The following is a 15,448-nucleotide window of genomic DNA, read 5'->3' as shown; positions in this document are numbered from 1 at the left end:
TCACTTTTTAAAATTTCAAATTTTTTAATGCATCTGCTAAAGCAGTATTGATTGGTTCATCATTTTTCTTCTTTTGGTTTTTAAGGTACTTATTTACTTCATTTTTTGATGGTTTTCCTTTTGCTTGTTTTTTTCTTTCATTAAAGGCAGAAAGTTTTTCTCTATGTCCACATGAACATACAAATATTTTTCCCTCTCCTTCTCCACGAAGCTCTAATTTCTTATGACAATTAGGACATCTTGCATTAGTCGTTTGAGAAATATTTTTTTTATGTCCACATTCTCGATCTTGGCAAATAAGCATTTTCCCCTTCTTACCATTTACTTCTAACATGTATTTACCGCACTCTGGACATTTTGTTCTTGTCAAATTATCATGCTTAAATTTTTCTTGACTATTTTTGATTTCATGGACAATTGATCGTGTATACTCTTTCATATGACCAACAAATTCATCTTTATTAAGTTTTCCTTTTGAAATTCCATCAAGCTTTTGCTCCCATTTTGCGGTTAAAGTAGGTGATGTTAGATCCTTAGGAGCCAAGTCAAGGAGCTGCTTTCCTTTTGAAGTAATCAAAATATCTTTTCCTTTTTTTTCAATTAGAAAAGTATTAAATAACTTTTCAATAATATCTGCTCTTGTAGCTACTGTTCCTAATCCCCCTGTTTTTTCTATGGTTTTAACTAAGTCTTTATTTTCTGTATGCATATATTTTGCTGGATTTTCCATAGCTGAAAGTAAACTTCCTTCATTAAAAGGTGATGGAGGCTTTGTCTTCCCCTCTGTCATACTAACTTTTAATATATTTATTAAATCTCCTTTGTTTATAGAAGGTAATATTTGATCTGTTAAAGATTCTTCATCTTCTTCCTCAAAATGATTTTGATAGACTTCTTTCCACCCTTGTTTTATAATTCTTTTTCCTTTGGCGATAAAAATTTCATCCTCTATTTTTGCTTTTATAGTAGTTTGTTCATATTCAAAAGGAGGATATAAAACAGCTAAAAATCTTTTTACAACTAAATCATATATTTTCCTTTCTTTGTCACTTAAACTACTTAAAAATACTCTTTGTTCTGTTGGAATAATGGCATGATGATCTGTTACTTTTATATTATCTACAAAATGTTTACTAACTTTAATATCATTTTTTAATATTTTACCACCTATTTTTGAATACTCAGAAATTGCACAAGCTTTGATTCTGTCCTTTAAAGTATCTACTATATCTAAAGATAAATGCCTAGAATCTGTTCTAGGATATGTTAATAATTTATGACTTTCATAAAGTCTTTGCATAATAGATAATGTTTCTTTTGCAGAGTATCCAAATATTTTATTCGCATCTCTTTGAAGCTCTGTCAAATTGTATAGTTGAGGAGCATAAGTTTTTTTATAAACTTTGTCTACTTCTATAACCTTTGCATTTTTATTTTGAACAGAATCTATTATTTTTTCACATTTATTTTTGTCAAAAGTTTTTATATCTTTTGAATGATGATCCTGCCATACAAGCTTTAAGTCCTTTGCCTGGATAGTAATTCCATAAAATGCTCTTGGAATGAAATTTTGAATTTCTGCTTCTCTTTTTGCTATCATAGCTAGTGTTGGAGTCTGTACCCTTCCACAAGACAATTGAGCATTGTATTTACAAGTAAGTGCACGTGTAGCATTCATTCCAACAAACCAATCTGCCTCAGAACGAGCAACAGCACAATGATAAAGATTTTCATATTCTTTGGCTGTTCTTAATTTAGAAAATCCATCCTTTATAGCTTTTTCTGTAACAGAAGAAATCCAAAGTCTTTTCATTGGCTTTCTCACATGTGCTTTTTCTATGATCCATCTTGCTACAAGTTCTCCTTCTCTTCCTGCATCTGTAGCTATTACAATTTCTCCTACATCTTTTCTATTCATTTGTGCCTTTACAGTATAAAATTGTTTGCTTGTTTTTTTAATCACAACTAAATCAAGATGTGATGGTAGCATAGGTAAATCTTCTATTCTCCATGTCTTATACTTTTCATCATATTTTTCAGGATCTGCTAATGTCACTAGATGCCCTAATGCCCATGTTACAACATATTTTTCACCTTCTAAATAACCATTTCCTTTTTTATTGCAATGTAAAGCTTTTGCTATATCTCTTCCTACAGAAGGTTTTTCTGCAAGTACTAATATTTTATTCATTTTAACAATCCCTTCAAGATTAATATATCTAATGTTATCATAATTTTATAAATAAGACTACAAAAGGATATTATATAAAAAGATACCTACAAATATATGTAGATATCTTCTTATAAATATCTTTATTCTATCTAAAATCAGTTAGAATTCTTTTTTAACTTTTGAACAATAGGATCTAGTCGACTTAATGTCTCATGCGTTTGATTTAATACTTTATTTGAATTTTCTGCTAATTTATTAACCTCTTGAGCTACTACTGCAAATCCTCTTCCCTGCTCTCCTGCTCTTGCTGCTTCGATGGATGCATTCAGAGATAGCATTTTAGTTTGAGAAGTAATACTTGATAAACCACTTAAATTTTGCTTTAAATCATCATTAATTTTTAGTAGTTCATTAATTGCCTCTAAATTAGAATTTTCTACACCTGTTGAAATTCCAATACCAATAGCACCTATCACCTTGTCTTTTAAAATAACAGGGATACATATAGCTTTAAATGCATATCCATAAACATGAGATGGTACTTCCACAGTAATCACCTTGTTCGTTTTCATTGCTGTAATTAGTGGATCATCCTTTGGTATCTCTTGTCCTATCACTGTAGATGTATCAATTGTTTTTCCTTTTTTATATGCTAAAAATTTTGTTTGATCTGTCAAACACATCATAGCATCTAAATTGAACAAACCAGCAGCAACCTCTACTGTAAACTTAAGCTTTTCCAAATCTTCAATCTGATTAATTTGCATGCAAATATCTCCTCTCTCGTTGATCTATTTTTTGCTTTTGGAATATATATCCCTTTCTTGCATAAATTACTCATACAATTTATTTTGTCAAAAGTCATCGAGTATATTTTATATTGTAACATTTTCATCCATCCTCATCTAGTCTTTTTATTTGACGAAATCAACAAATCAAAAAATTTAATATATGCAGTAAATTCTTGTATTTTTAAGAATTATAGGATTTTATATAAAAAACTCCAATCATAAAAATAATTGGAGTCTTATTATTCATCAGATAGATCTGTCATTGTTAAGCCCTCAAATTTCTCAAGTTTTGGTAAATCATTTAATTGATTAAATCCAAAAGCTTTTAAAAATACATCTGTAGTTTTGTAAAGAATAGGTCTTCCTGTTTTCTCTAATCTTCCACTTTCTTCTATTAACTCTTTTTCTAAAAGCGTATTCATAGCTTTATCACTTTTTACTCCACGAATTCCTTCTACTTCTGGTCTTGTGATAGGTTGATTGTATGCAATAATGGCTAAAACTTCTAATGCTGCTTGAGTCAGTCCCTTGTTTTGTGATGGAGTACACAGTTTTTGAATATAATCAAAATATTTACTATTTGTACATAATTGAAAATTGTTATTGACTTCTATGATTTGAATCCCTCTATTTTCTTTTTCATATGTTTTTTTCAAATCTATTAAACATTTCCTTATATATTCTTCAGATAAATCCAATGTATCTGATATATTTTTAATAGAAAGTGGTTCTCCCCATACAAATAGCATAGATTCTATAATTGACTTTACTTCTTTTTCTTCCATTTTAATCCACCTCATTTATCACTTTTATTTGAATCATAATCTTTCCAAATACTCTATCTTGTTGGACAAAAATAAATTTTAATTTTATAAGTTCTAGTAGTGCTAAAAAAGTTACTACCATTTCACTTTTATTATATGGTTCATGAAATAAATCTTCAAATTCCACAGCATTTCTAAGTATAACAATTTCTTTGATGGACTTTATTTTTTCTTCTAAGCTATATTCATCTCTTTGAATAGAATGAAATTTCATATTTTTTTCGGATAATTTTCTTCTTTTTTTCAATAACTTTTCAAAAGCATCTATTAAGTCTTTCATATCGATATTTTCTATTTCTTTTGAATCTGTCTGAATATATTCATCCAATTGTTCTGGATTTTTATAAAAAATTTTGGTATACAACTCTTCTCTATTTTTTAGTTCTGTAGCTACATGTTTATATTTTTTATATTCAATTAATCTTTTTACTAATTCTTTACGAGGATCTTCTTCCTCTATATCCATTTCAATTTGATTTTCTTCTTCATTTGGAAGAAGCATCTTAGATTTTATTTCTATTAATGTAGCTGCCATAACTAAAAACTCACTAGCTATTTCTAGATCAAATTTTTTCATATTTTCTATATACTCCATATATTGTTCTGTAATCTGAGCAATAGGAATATTATAAATATCTACTTTTGCCTTTTCAATTAAGTGGAATAATAAATCAAAAGGTCCTTCAAATTCTTTTAATTTTATATTATAAGACATGTTTTCACCTGCTTTTCGGGAATTTCTACATTATTATATCATAAGTATACAAACAAAAGAAAAAAGTAATCACACAAATTTGTGTAACTACTTTTTTCTTAGGAATATAAGAACTTTTTATTATTGTACAGTTTTTAATATTATCTTTTTAAATATATTTCCAAATGAAGCTTGTTTTATATCTTCTTTAGCAACCAAATCTGCTCTACCCATTTCTTCTCCCTCTTTGGTAAGAATAATTTCTCCAATTTTTTGATTTTTTTTCACAGGAGCTTTTATACTTTTAGGTACTATAATTTCTTTTTGTATTTTATTTTCCTCTCCTTTTTTTACTAGTATACTCACTTGATCTTTTGTTATCACTGTTAATTTTTCCTTTGTTCCTTTCTCAATAAGTACTTCATCCATGCTCTGATTTTTTTTCGCTATAGATACACTACTATAAGAAGCAAATCCATAATTTAAAAGTTTCTTAGCTTCTTCAAATCTTATAGGAGAAGTTTCACATCCCAGCACTACAGCAATTAAAGTTAATCCATTTTTAGTAGCTGAACCAGATAAACAATACTTGGCATCTGATGTAAAGCCTGTCTTAATTCCATTCGCTCCTGGATAGCTTCTAATTAATTTATTTGTATTTGTAAGTTGAAGATTTGTTTCTTTCTTATTTGGCAATCCTACTTTCATAGTAGACATCCAAATAGTTAAATATTCATGTATTTTAGGATATTTTAATAACTCTCTTGACATAATAGAAATATCATAAGCACTCGTGTAATGTCCTTCTTGAGGCAATCCATTTGTATTCATAAATTGTGTATCATTCATTCCTAATTCTTTGGCCCTTGCATTCATTTTTTGTACAAAAGTCTCTTCAGTTCCACTAATATATTCTGCTAATCCTACACAAGCATCATTTGCAGAAGCTACGGCAATCCCTTTTAAAAGCTGATCTACACTTTTTGACTCTCCTGGTTCTAAATAAAGTTGACTTCCTCCCATAGAAGAAGCTCTCTCACTAATTGTAATATCATCTTTAAGTGAAATCTTTCCTTGGTCTATGGCTTCCATAGCAAGTAACATGGTCATTATTTTTGTTACACTAGCAGGTGGAAGTTTATCATGAGAATTTTTTTCATAAATAATTTTCCCACTTCCTGCATCTATTAAAATAGCTGATTTAGCATCTACATGAAATTCCTCTGCATTTGCTATAAATAGTCCGTTGTTTAAGATTAAAATAAAGCATATAAAAAAAATAATACTTTTATTTTTTACTTTCATCTATTGTCCTCCTTAACTTTGTATTTAATCTTATCTTTTCCATTCATGACTTTTGTTATACAAAAAAAGAACCTATTTAGGCTCTCGGATGTGTTTTTTCATAAACTTCTTTTATTTTGTTTTTTATAAGAAGAGTATATACTTGTGTGGTAGATATATCTGAGTGTCCAAGCATTTCTTGAACAGATTTCAAATCTGCTCCATTCTGAATCAAATGTGTAGCAAAAGAATGTCTTAATGTATGAGGTGTAATTTTTTTATCGATTTTAGCCTTTTGAGTATATTTCTTTATAATCTTCCAAAAACCTTGTCTTGTCAATCTATTTCCTTGATAATTTACAAATAAAGACTCTTCGTTTTGTGTAACAAGATAATCCCTTACATTGACTATATATTTTTCTAAAGTTTTTTTTGCAATAGTTCCTATAGGAATAATTCTTTCCTTAGTTTGTGTATGGCAACACTTTATATAGTCCATTTCAATATTTATATCAGAAATATTTAAAGCTACTAATTCAGAAACTCTTATCCCTGTTGCGTATAAAAGTTCTAACATAGCTTTATCTCTGATTCCTTTTTGAGTATGATCAGGTTGAGATAATAAAAGTTCTATCTCCTTTAATGTAAGAACTTGTGGAAGCCTTTTTTGTGTTTTAGGAGATTCAAGCTGAAATGTAGGATCTTGATCCATGTATTTTTCATATACAAGATATTGACAAAAAGACCGAATAGCTGCTAGACTCCTAGATATAGTAGAAGTTGCTTTTCCTTTTTTTTGAAGATATAATAAATATGTGATGACTATTGTTTTATTTACTTGATTGATTTTTATAATTTCTTTTTCTTTTAAAAAATCTATAAATTGATGAATATCTCTTTTATAAGACTCTAAAGTATTATTAGATAGTTCTCTTTCATATTTTAAATATCTAGTAAAACCATCCAAGTAAGTATCCATAAGCTTTATCCCCTTTGTTCTATACGTTTTCATCTAATGGTTAATATATTTTTTACCTCAATAAACATTCTATCATAAAATATAGATTTTCTTTAAAATTTTTTTCTTGGGTATGTGAACTAGATACAAAGGTACTATTTCCACTAGGAGGTCCTCCTCTTTTTTCTATGGTCCATAATTTTGCTAGTTGATCTATAAGTTGAGGTAATAACAATGAAAATATAATCAAAATCAATAATATTTTTACAAAAAGTCCTATATATCTATTCATATTCTCCTCCTAATTACATATATCCTGCAATTACCTTCATAAATATAGGTGTGATATAAGCTTCAATTACACATCCTAAAATCACAACTATAAATATAGCTCCATTAATGGTGCTATACAATACAAACTGCTTAAACGTATTATTATGTAATGAATGAGACTTATTGAATTTAAGTCTAAGAAGCATCTTTGAAAAACTAATTGCAATAACACCTATGGTAATAATACTAGGAATAATAAATAAATTTTGAGGTAATACTGAAGCCAGTGCAAAAACCATTCCCTTCCACCCAAGTTGTTCTATAAAAAACCCTACAGTAAAACCAATAATCAGACCTCTTATACCTACTAAAATCAATATAAGGGGCATACCTATTACTGTAACTCCTAAAATCCAAATAAGAATTACTGTTTGTAAATTATTACTTAAAGATTGATTAAGTATAGCAAGTGATTCAATAGAGTCTTTATTTAAAATTTGAAAAAAGCTCTTCATATATTGAATCAATTCTTGTTTTTGAAGATCTGTTAATGCCTTCACAGTAAAAGCTCCAGATGAAATACCTATAATAAAAAACATACATACCAAAAAATAAATCATGGCATTTCCTTGTATATGCTTTAAAACAATATTATTAAATCTTTTAAGCAAATAAAAACCCCCTTCCTCAGCAATGTATATAAAATATTATGCATATGAAAGAGAGAATATGACTTGTCTATTTAAATTTGTCCTATTTTTTTAACAAACTATCTTTTACAGCTAAGATACCCATTATTGTTTTAGAATCTTTAATCTTTCCATTGTAAATCATCTCCAAAAGATCCTCTATAGAATATTCCTCTATTTCTATGTACTCTCCTTCATCAGGATTTGCATCTCCTAAAGTTAAGTCTTTTGCTACATATAAATAAATTACTTCATCAGAAAATCCTGCTGATGTATAAAATTGAAATAAATATTCTACATTTTGGGCTATATATCCTGTTTCTTCTTTTAATTCTCTTATAGCACAATCATAAGGATCTTCTCCTTTATCTAATTTTCCAGCCGGAATCTCAATTAAAATATCTTCTATAGGTTTTCTAAATTGTTTTACCATAATAATTTTTTTGTCTTTTGTAATAGGCACAATGCAACTTGCCCCAGGATGTTCTACGATTTCTCTAGTTCCTAACTTTTTCTCTGGTAATTGTACTGTATCTACTCTGAGATTGATCATTTTTCCTTTGAAAATCATTTCAGTCTTTATAGTTTCCTCTTTGGGTATCATTTTTATCCTCCTTTAGGAATATTGTGGGACAACTTTTCATATACTGAATCAAATTCTATTGTAAAGGATTTGATAAAATGTATAAAATTATTTTTGACAATCATCTTTTTTGTGTGGGTAAAGTTTACGAATTACTAGAAGTTTTAGAAGATCTGTCCAACAAGTATACTAATCTAGAAGATTTGATTGAGGATCATCTAAAAGTTTCAAAGCAATCTTTGCAGAAAGTCCACAGGTCATAAAATATTCTTTTTCTTCTTCAAAGCTTCTTCCCATAGTTCTCATATTTAAATTTGAATCTCTTAAAATATGGTAAATTTCTTTACAATCTTTATAAACAATTTTATGTTTGGATAAAATAAAAGTATTTTTTAATTGTTCTTTTATATATTCTTGTTTTTCTTGTTCTAATTGTGGAAATCCCACAATGGCTTTTGTTTTGGCAATGGTATCTAAAACTGTAAGGGTATGATGACTGATCCCTTGATGTCTTTTTCTTTGATCTGCAAAGCTCATTCTAGGAACTGCAATAGGTACTCCTCCTAAATCACTAACTGCATCAATAATATTTCCTTGTTCAATTCCAGTAAAACCAAATTTTGTTCCTGTCCCTACAATTCCAGGTCCCATTGTAACTACTGCTATATCACATTTTGTAATTTCCTTTGAAGCAATCAAACCATTATAAATATTTACACAATCTAAATCTCCACCAAATGCATTTCCTATCGTAATAGTCTTATGAATCATTTTCTTTTCTTTTAGATTTGTTACCATATTGCTTAAATCAATAGGTAGTGCTGCTGCATCTGTCATAATATAACTAATTTTTATATCTGGTTTTAATTTCTTTAAAACTTCTATAATAGGAGGAAGCATACTATGTAATGTACCTACAATCACAGGCATTCCTTCTAAAGATTTAAATTTGTTAAAACAATCATGATCTTTACTATCTTGCTCTTCTGATGCAAAAACTTTTAGTTGATAAGGAGAATATCTTAATTTCACAATATGTCCACCCTGGCTTAAATCTTTATTTGGATGATTTAAATTAGAGATGACAAAGTGATATCCTCCTGTTCCTAAACTTAAATCAAGTGCAGTAGTATTTAAAATCAGCTCATCCTCTAAATTGATTTTTCCTGTTAATCTATTGTAATTGATAGCTTTATATTCTTTATCTTTTATTTTTACCAATACTTCTGTTTTATTTTCATCTTCTTTTAAAATTTTAATAACTTTTCCTAATTTTATCCCAATCATTTTATTCCCTTCTTTCTATATATATTAAAAAAGGCAGATTTTCATCTACCTAATTCATCTAAAAACTTTAATATCTTTACTTTTTCAATAGTTTTTGTTAAAGAATATTTTTCTGTATAAATATGAATACCAATTAAAAATATTAATGCTATGATTCTTATTTTAAAACTTAAAGTTGCACATGTAATTCCTAGAGAAATACCTAAGATATTTGATCCTACATCTCCCATCATCGTCTTTGCTTTTAGATCATAAGGAATATATGCACAAGACGCTCCCATAACTCCTAATAAAAGCATTCTAAATATTTGCGCCATAGGCTGTATGAGTAAAATAACTCCACTCAATAAAAATCCTTTTACAGCTCTTCCAGGACGTAAATCTAACAAATTTATAAAATTTGTAAATAAAGCAATCAAAATAGTATTGATCAATATATTAGTATAATCTTTTGAAAGAATCATACTAACAGTAAGAGCAATCAATCCTCCAAAAGCTGCTTTAAATCCTCCTGTAGTTAATTTTCCCTTAAACATCATTTTGATATGTCCTTTAAGACCTGTAACGTTTCTATTTCCTAAAAGATCATCCATAAGTCCTGCTAATCCCATTCCTAAAGTCCCTGATAAAAATAAAAAAGAAAATAATATTGATTCAAAAAACAAAGAAAATATAGTTAAAATCACAACTACAGGTATAAATACAATTCCTGCACTAACAGGAATATCTTCTCCTTTGTAATTTTTTCTAATACATTCTCCTTCATAAAGTAAATGTAAACACATAGGAGTTAAAAATATAGTGCTCACAAAACCTAAAATCATAAAAATAGAATTCATCCACATTACTGCTTCACCTCTTTATTTTTTTTGAGTAACGTAGATAATATTTGATAAAATTGCTTTCCTCTATGAATGAATCCTTTTAAATCTCTTCCTGTTTCTCTATGAGTCATATCTACATCTACTTCTTTGATCCTATAACCCATATTTAAGATATCAATAGTCATTCCTACTTCTACTCCATAATCAGAAGGAATAGGCCCTAATTTTTTTAGAACCTCACTTTTAAAGCCACGCTGCCCCGATAAAGAAGTATATATTGTTTGTCCCGTATAATATTTTACTCCATATCTAGCAAGATTTTTAACAAGTCCAAAACCACCTTTTTTCTTAGCTGATGGAAACCTTGCAATTGTTACATCTGCTATTTCTTCTAAAATAGGCAGTACCAATTTGTCTACTTCTATAGTGCTTGCGCCTAGATCTCCATCTAAAAATACGATGATCTTACTCTCATCTATTACCTTTTGTATTCCATAGGTAAGAGCAGCTCCTTTTCCTTGATTTTTATCTAAGATATAAACTTCTGCTTTTGTATCCTTTGCTACTTTTACAGTTTGATCTAATGATCCATCGTCTATGATTACAATCTTGTCTATATACATAGATTTTTGAATCCCTTCAATTGTTTCTTTGATTTTATCTTCTTCATTATATGTTGGTACTAAAGCCGTAATCCACTGAGACACTTAATCATCTCCTATTCCTTTATCCTAAATCCTTCCGGAATAAAACTTTCTGCTGTTTCTTTTTCCCCAAAATGTCCTTCTTGTCCACTTACTACCATAAGCATAGAAATTTTTCCAATTAAAGTATCTACATTATCTACAGTAGATATTCTCAATTTTTTATACTCTAAAACATTAGAGTATGCTACATCTAATCTTTCTACAGCAATGGTAGGAATATTAGAATTTTTTAAAAAGTTGATCATTGGAGTATCTATATCTTGTAAAACATTTCTTTGTTCATCTACGCTTCCTCCTCCAATCACAACATATCCAGGATGAGGAATAATTTCTCCTGTATAATCAATCATTTTTTTCTCTTTAAGTTTATTTATAAAATCCATATCATTCCCTAAAGCAAAAGCATTACATAGTCTTTTTGTCAATTGAGCTTGTAAAGATTCCTCTGAATCTTTTGTAAAATTAAATTCATTAATTAAATCTGATGAATCCTCTATTTTTCCTATCATAAAAGAATCATTAATTAAAATATTTGTTACATGATTTGCTCCTGCTTTATAAAAAGCCTCTGTCAAAGTAGAATAATCATAATGCTCTGTTGTCTCTACAATGACAACATTTAGTCCTTTTAATTGATCTTTTGCGATTACAGGATATATGTTATTTAAAAATTTTTCGTTGTTTTCTTTATTTTTATTTAAAACATCAATTTTTTCTTGTAACGCATCTTGTTTGACTTTGAATTCATCAAATTTTTTTTCAAGTTGGGACACCATTTGTTGTTGCTGATCTACAATTAAATCTTGTCCATCTAGCATAATTCCTATAAATAATCCTATTCCTAAGGCTAAAAATATAGCCACGATAGTAATTACATAATATTTTAAGTTGATTACCAAATGTGATACCTCCCTAAAAATTCGATTGGAAAAACAAATTTTAATTTAATAATGAGTAGCTTAAAAAGTTGTTGAACCGATGGAGATAAAGCAGCTACAATAAAAATAGGAATCATAGCTCCAAAAGCCAATCCAACAAAATGTTTCATTTTTACACTTTCTCTATATAACTTATTGACACCTTTGGCATCAATTAGCTTAGATCCCACTTTTAATCGAACTAAAAATGTACTAGCCATTCCTCTTCTACCCTTGTCTAAGAAATCTATCATATTAGAATGAGACCCTACAGCTACAATAAGTTCTGTTTGATTTTCAAATGCAAGTAGCATAGCAATATCCTCACTAGTTCCTGGTGCTGGAAAAACAACAGCTTCAAGACCTAACTCTGTCACTCTCTGAAGTCCTGGGGCTTTTCCATTGGTATAAGCATGTACTACAATTTCTTTACATACTTTTAAACATTCATCAGATACACTATCCATATCTCCTACAATCATATCTGGCACATACCCAAACTCTAAAAGAGCATCTCCGCCTCCATCTACTCCAATTAAAATAGGACTAAATTCTTCAATATAAGATTTTATAGCATGTAGATCCTCTTTATAGTTTTGACCTCTCACCACTACTAAAGTATGTCTTTCCTTAAATTTTGTCTTTACTTTTGGAATTATTAAATTTCCAAGTAAAATATCCTTTTCTTTTTTTGCATACTCTAATGTATTTTCTATAAACTTATCTAATTCATGTTCAAAATTTTCATTTGTTTCTTCTAATCTTTTTTTTATCAGTTCCTTTGTAAGCAAAGTTCCTCTGCCAATCAATTGATTATTTAAATAAATTTTATTATCTTCAATACCTAAAAGATCACCCTCATTAATTTTATCAAAAACTTCTTCTCCTACATAATCTAATATAGGAATACCTGCTTTTTCTAAAATTTCAGGGCCTAAATTAGGATATCGTCCACTAATAGATTCTGCTGCATTGATAACCATACGAGGTTTACACATAACTAAAGAATTTGCAGCTACTTCATCTAGATCTTTATGATCAATGACTGCTATTTCACCTGAGTTTAATCTATTTACAAGTTCTTTTGTTCTTTTATCTATCCTTGCAATGGATGTAGTTAACATATATTTCCTCCGATTGCTTTTTCATTAGTATTACTCTCTTTTTATAAATAATACCAATAAATATATTTTCTACACAAAGCATATTATACCATAATGAACACATAGAATATATAGTTTTACAAAATTAATGCCGTTCCTCTATTTAAAATAGAGGAACAGCATAGTTTTTTATCTATTTGGCAGTAAATAATGTTGCCTTTTGTTTTCCTTCTAATAAATTTTTTAGTACATCTTCATGTTGTCCATTTGTCAAAATCATAGGAATGCCATATTGATTAACTTTTCTGGCTGCTTCAATTTTTGTAGCAATTCCTCCTGTTCCAAATGGGTTTTCCTCTCCCATCTGAATATTTTTTACTAAATGATCAATATTTATGACCTTCTCTAAAAGAACAGCATCTTTATATTCCTTTGGATTTTTATCATATACTCCATCTATATCACTAAACATAATGAGTAAATCTGCATCCCAAAGGTTTGCAGCTAGTGCAGACAATGTATCATTATCTCCAATTTTGATTTCATCTACACTCACTGTATCATTTTCATTAATAATTGGAACTACACCTTCATCTACTAGTGTAAACAAAGTATTTCTTATATTAAGTGTTCTATGCTTATCTGTCAAATCTCCTTTTGTAAGAAGTATCTGGCCAATATGAATATCATATCCTGCAAAAGCTTTTCGGTAAGAATCCATAAGCTCTACCTGACCAATGGCACATAGAGCTTGTTTGTAATGAATATCGCTTTTTCTTTTCCATTTTCCTATGGTTGCAACTCCTGCAATTCTTGCTCCTGAAGATACAATAACTATTTGTTTTCCCAAACCTCTTAAATAATGAATTTGTTCACATAATTTTTTTAAAAAGTTCTTATTAATTGTACCATCTTCATTAGATATGGTATTGCTTCCAATTTTGATGACAATCTTTCTGGCTTCCTTCATGATTTTATTAATCATAACTATCCCTCTATTCTCTGATTTGTCCATTCCCTAAAATGGTATACTTTACGGTTACCAATTCATTGAGTCCCATAGGTCCGCGAGCATGCATTTTTTGAGTACTAATACCCATTTCTGCTCCAAATCCAAATTCTCCTCCATCTGTAAATCTTGTAGAAGCATTTACATATACAGCAGCAGCATCTACTTTTCTTAAGAAATCATTGGCATTTTGTAACTTCTCTGTTAAAATAGATTCTGAATGCTTTGTTCCATATTTTCTAATATGGTCAATCGCTTCGTCTATATCTTTTACTACTTTTACTGCTAATATATAATCTAAATACTCCTCCGACCAATCTTCATCACTTGCAGGATTTACTGAAATAATATTTTGAGTATTTGTACATCCTCTTAATTCTACTTTTTCATGTAACCTATCATGAAGCTTTGGTAAAATTTGATCTGCAATATTTTTATGAATTAAAACACTCTCACAAGCATTACATACTCCAGGTCTTTGTACTTTTGCATTTTCAATAATATCTACAGCTTTTTCTAAATTAGCACTTTCATCTACAAAAATATGACAATTTCCAACTCCAGTTTCAATGGTTGGTACCGTAGCATTTTTTACAACCATATCAATAAGAGATTTTCCTCCTCTAGGAATAATTAAATCAATATATTCATTTAAAGTTAACATCTCATTTACAAGGGCACGATCTGGACTATCTACTAAAGCTACTACTTCATGAGATATTTTACTTTTTTTAAGACCTTCTTGTATCGCATAAACTAAAGCTTTGTTAGAATGAAGAGATGTAGAACTACCTCTTAATAAAATACAATTTCCACTTTTAAGTGCCAAAGCAAAAGCATCTACTGTTACATTTGGTCTTGATTCATAAATGATTCCTATTACACCTAATGGAACAGCCATTTTACTAATTGTAAGTCCATTTTCTAATGTCCATACTTCATTACTTTTCCATACTGGATCTTTTAATTCTATAATTTGATGAATTCCTTCAATCATTGCATCTATTCTCTCTTCATTTAGACGAAGTCTGTCAATTAAACTTTCTTTTGTATTCTTTTTTACAGCATTATCTACATCTTTTTGATTTTCTTTTAAAATATAATCTTGATGTTCCTTTAAGGTTTTTGCTACTTCTTTTAATGCATCATTTTTCACCTTTGTATTTATGATCCCTAAATTTTCTGATTGTTTTTTTAATATTTTACATTTTTCTAAAAAAGACATTTCATACACTCCTTTTTTCCATATAAAAAACCCTCATCCCAAAAGGGACGAGAGTTTACCCGCGGTACCACCCTAATTAGCCAATAATCTTCTGGCTCATCTTTTAG

At 29.0% G+C, this 15,448-nt stretch carries 16 protein-coding genes and 1 other annotated feature (1 of these 17 running past the window's edge); all 16 genes read right to left on the bottom strand.

Annotated elements, in window-relative coordinates; translation table 11 throughout:
• Positions 1 to 7: 7 nt before the first annotated feature.
• Positions 8 to 2,191, bottom strand: coding sequence for a DNA topoisomerase III (locus EK368_RS05185; protein ID WP_129597088.1), 2,184 nt, complete (start codon positions 2,189 to 2,191; stop codon positions 8 to 10).
• Positions 2,192 to 2,328: 137 nt separating this feature from the next.
• Positions 2,329 to 2,940, bottom strand: coding sequence for a methyl-accepting chemotaxis protein (locus tag EK368_RS15240; protein ID WP_129597086.1), 612 nt, complete (start codon positions 2,938 to 2,940; stop codon positions 2,329 to 2,331).
• A gap of 263 nt (positions 2,941 to 3,203) precedes the next feature.
• Positions 3,204 to 3,749 (bottom strand): SMC-Scp complex subunit ScpB, encoded by a 546-nt coding sequence (gene scpB, locus EK368_RS05175; protein WP_129597084.1) that lies wholly within the window; start codon positions 3,747 to 3,749, stop codon positions 3,204 to 3,206.
• A gap of 1 nt (position 3,750) precedes the next feature.
• A complete protein-coding gene (locus tag EK368_RS05170) occupies positions 3,751 to 4,503 on the bottom strand; it encodes a segregation/condensation protein A (RefSeq protein ID WP_129597082.1) in 753 nt (250 codons plus the stop codon).
• 120 nt (positions 4,504 to 4,623) lie between these two features.
• The gene (locus tag EK368_RS05165) at positions 4,624 to 5,787 is read right to left on the bottom strand and encodes a D-alanyl-D-alanine carboxypeptidase family protein (RefSeq protein ID WP_129597080.1); all 1,164 of its coding nucleotides are present in this window, start codon (positions 5,785 to 5,787) and stop codon (positions 4,624 to 4,626) included.
• Positions 5,788 to 5,863: 76 nt separating this feature from the next.
• Positions 5,864 to 6,745 (bottom strand): site-specific tyrosine recombinase XerD, encoded by an 882-nt coding sequence (gene xerD / locus EK368_RS05160; RefSeq protein ID WP_129597078.1) that lies wholly within the window; start codon positions 6,743 to 6,745, stop codon positions 5,864 to 5,866.
• Between the two features lie 52 nt (positions 6,746 to 6,797).
• A complete protein-coding gene (locus EK368_RS05155; RefSeq protein WP_129597076.1) occupies positions 6,798 to 7,016 on the bottom strand; it encodes a hypothetical protein in 219 nt (72 codons plus the stop codon).
• Between the two features lie 13 nt (positions 7,017 to 7,029).
• On the bottom strand, positions 7,030 to 7,668 hold the full coding sequence (gene spoIIM, locus EK368_RS05150) for a stage II sporulation protein M (RefSeq protein WP_129597074.1): 639 nt from the start codon (positions 7,666 to 7,668) through the stop codon (positions 7,030 to 7,032).
• An 82-nt stretch (positions 7,669 to 7,750) separates the two neighbouring features.
• Positions 7,751 to 8,290: an NUDIX domain-containing protein gene (locus EK368_RS05145; RefSeq protein ID WP_129597072.1), complete on the bottom strand. Its 540-nt coding sequence runs from the start codon at positions 8,288 to 8,290 to the stop codon at positions 7,751 to 7,753.
• 168 nt (positions 8,291 to 8,458) lie between these two features.
• Entirely contained in the window at positions 8,459 to 9,556 is a 1,098-nt protein-coding gene (locus EK368_RS05140) for a DUF3866 family protein (RefSeq protein ID WP_129597070.1), read from the bottom strand.
• A gap of 41 nt (positions 9,557 to 9,597) precedes the next feature.
• On the bottom strand, positions 9,598 to 10,401 hold the full coding sequence (locus tag EK368_RS05135) for an MraY family glycosyltransferase (protein ID WP_129597068.1): 804 nt from the start codon (positions 10,399 to 10,401) through the stop codon (positions 9,598 to 9,600).
• Positions 10,401 to 11,087 carry a glycosyltransferase family 2 protein gene (locus EK368_RS05130; protein WP_129597066.1) on the bottom strand — a complete coding sequence of 229 codons (687 nt, stop codon included), beginning with the start codon at positions 11,085 to 11,087 and terminating at the stop codon, positions 10,401 to 10,403. Before EK368_RS05130 ends, EK368_RS05135 begins: the two co-directional genes overlap by 1 nt.
• Positions 11,088 to 11,098: 11 nt before the next feature.
• Entirely contained in the window at positions 11,099 to 11,986 is an 888-nt protein-coding gene (locus EK368_RS05125; protein WP_165000328.1) for a copper transporter, read from the bottom strand.
• Positions 11,980 to 13,128 carry a putative cytokinetic ring protein SteA gene (steA, locus tag EK368_RS05120; RefSeq protein ID WP_129597062.1) on the bottom strand — a complete coding sequence of 383 codons (1,149 nt, stop codon included), beginning with the start codon at positions 13,126 to 13,128 and terminating at the stop codon, positions 11,980 to 11,982. The genes EK368_RS05125 and steA overlap by 7 nt, the downstream gene beginning before the upstream one ends.
• 172 nt (positions 13,129 to 13,300) lie before the next feature.
• Positions 13,301 to 14,092: a glutamate 5-kinase gene (gene proB, locus EK368_RS05115; RefSeq protein WP_129597060.1), complete on the bottom strand. Its 792-nt coding sequence runs from the start codon at positions 14,090 to 14,092 to the stop codon at positions 13,301 to 13,303.
• 10 nt (positions 14,093 to 14,102) lie between these two features.
• Positions 14,103 to 15,341 carry a glutamate-5-semialdehyde dehydrogenase gene (locus EK368_RS05110; protein ID WP_129597057.1) on the bottom strand — a complete coding sequence of 413 codons (1,239 nt, stop codon included), beginning with the start codon at positions 15,339 to 15,341 and terminating at the stop codon, positions 14,103 to 14,105.
• Positions 15,342 to 15,381: 40 nt separating this feature from the next.
• Positions 15,382 to 15,448: a binding site (T-box leader), on the bottom strand (it continues 137 nt past the right edge of the window).

The sequence above is a fragment of the Anaerophilus nitritigenes genome, assembly GCF_004138215.1.
GTDB classification, from domain to species: domain Bacteria; phylum Bacillota; class Clostridia; order Peptostreptococcales; family Thermotaleaceae; genus Anaerophilus; species Anaerophilus nitritogenes.
This window is presented reverse-complemented; position numbering and strand designations above follow the sequence as displayed.

Coding starts and splice junctions, on each gene's coding strand:
- EK368_RS05185 (WP_129597088.1), bottom strand. CDS start 2,191: ATGAATAAAATATTAGTACTTGCAGAAAAACCTTCTGTAGGAAGAGAT.
- EK368_RS15240 (WP_129597086.1), bottom strand. CDS start 2,940: ATGCAAATTAATCAGATTGAAGATTTGGAAAAGCTTAAGTTTACAGTA.
- scpB (WP_129597084.1), bottom strand. CDS start 3,749: ATGGAAGAAAAAGAAGTAAAGTCAATTATAGAATCTATGCTATTTGTA.
- EK368_RS05170 (WP_129597082.1), bottom strand. CDS start 4,503: ATGTCTTATAATATAAAATTAAAAGAATTTGAAGGACCTTTTGATTTA.
- EK368_RS05165 (WP_129597080.1), bottom strand. CDS start 5,787: ATGAAAGTAAAAAATAAAAGTATTATTTTTTTTATATGCTTTATTTTA.
- xerD (WP_129597078.1), bottom strand. CDS start 6,745: ATGGATACTTACTTGGATGGTTTTACTAGATATTTAAAATATGAAAGA.
- EK368_RS05155 (WP_129597076.1), bottom strand. CDS start 7,016: ATGAATAGATATATAGGACTTTTTGTAAAAATATTATTGATTTTGATT.
- EK368_RS05145 (WP_129597072.1), bottom strand. CDS start 8,290: ATGATACCCAAAGAGGAAACTATAAAGACTGAAATGATTTTCAAAGGA.
- EK368_RS05140 (WP_129597070.1), bottom strand. CDS start 9,556: ATGATTGGGATAAAATTAGGAAAAGTTATTAAAATTTTAAAAGAAGAT.
- EK368_RS05135 (WP_129597068.1), bottom strand. CDS start 10,401: ATGTGGATGAATTCTATTTTTATGATTTTAGGTTTTGTGAGCACTATA.
- steA (WP_129597062.1), bottom strand. CDS start 13,128: ATGTTAACTACATCCATTGCAAGGATAGATAAAAGAACAAAAGAACTT.
- proB (WP_129597060.1), bottom strand. CDS start 14,092: ATGATTAATAAAATCATGAAGGAAGCCAGAAAGATTGTCATCAAAATT.
- EK368_RS05110 (WP_129597057.1), bottom strand. CDS start 15,341: ATGTCTTTTTTAGAAAAATGTAAAATATTAAAAAAACAATCAGAAAAT.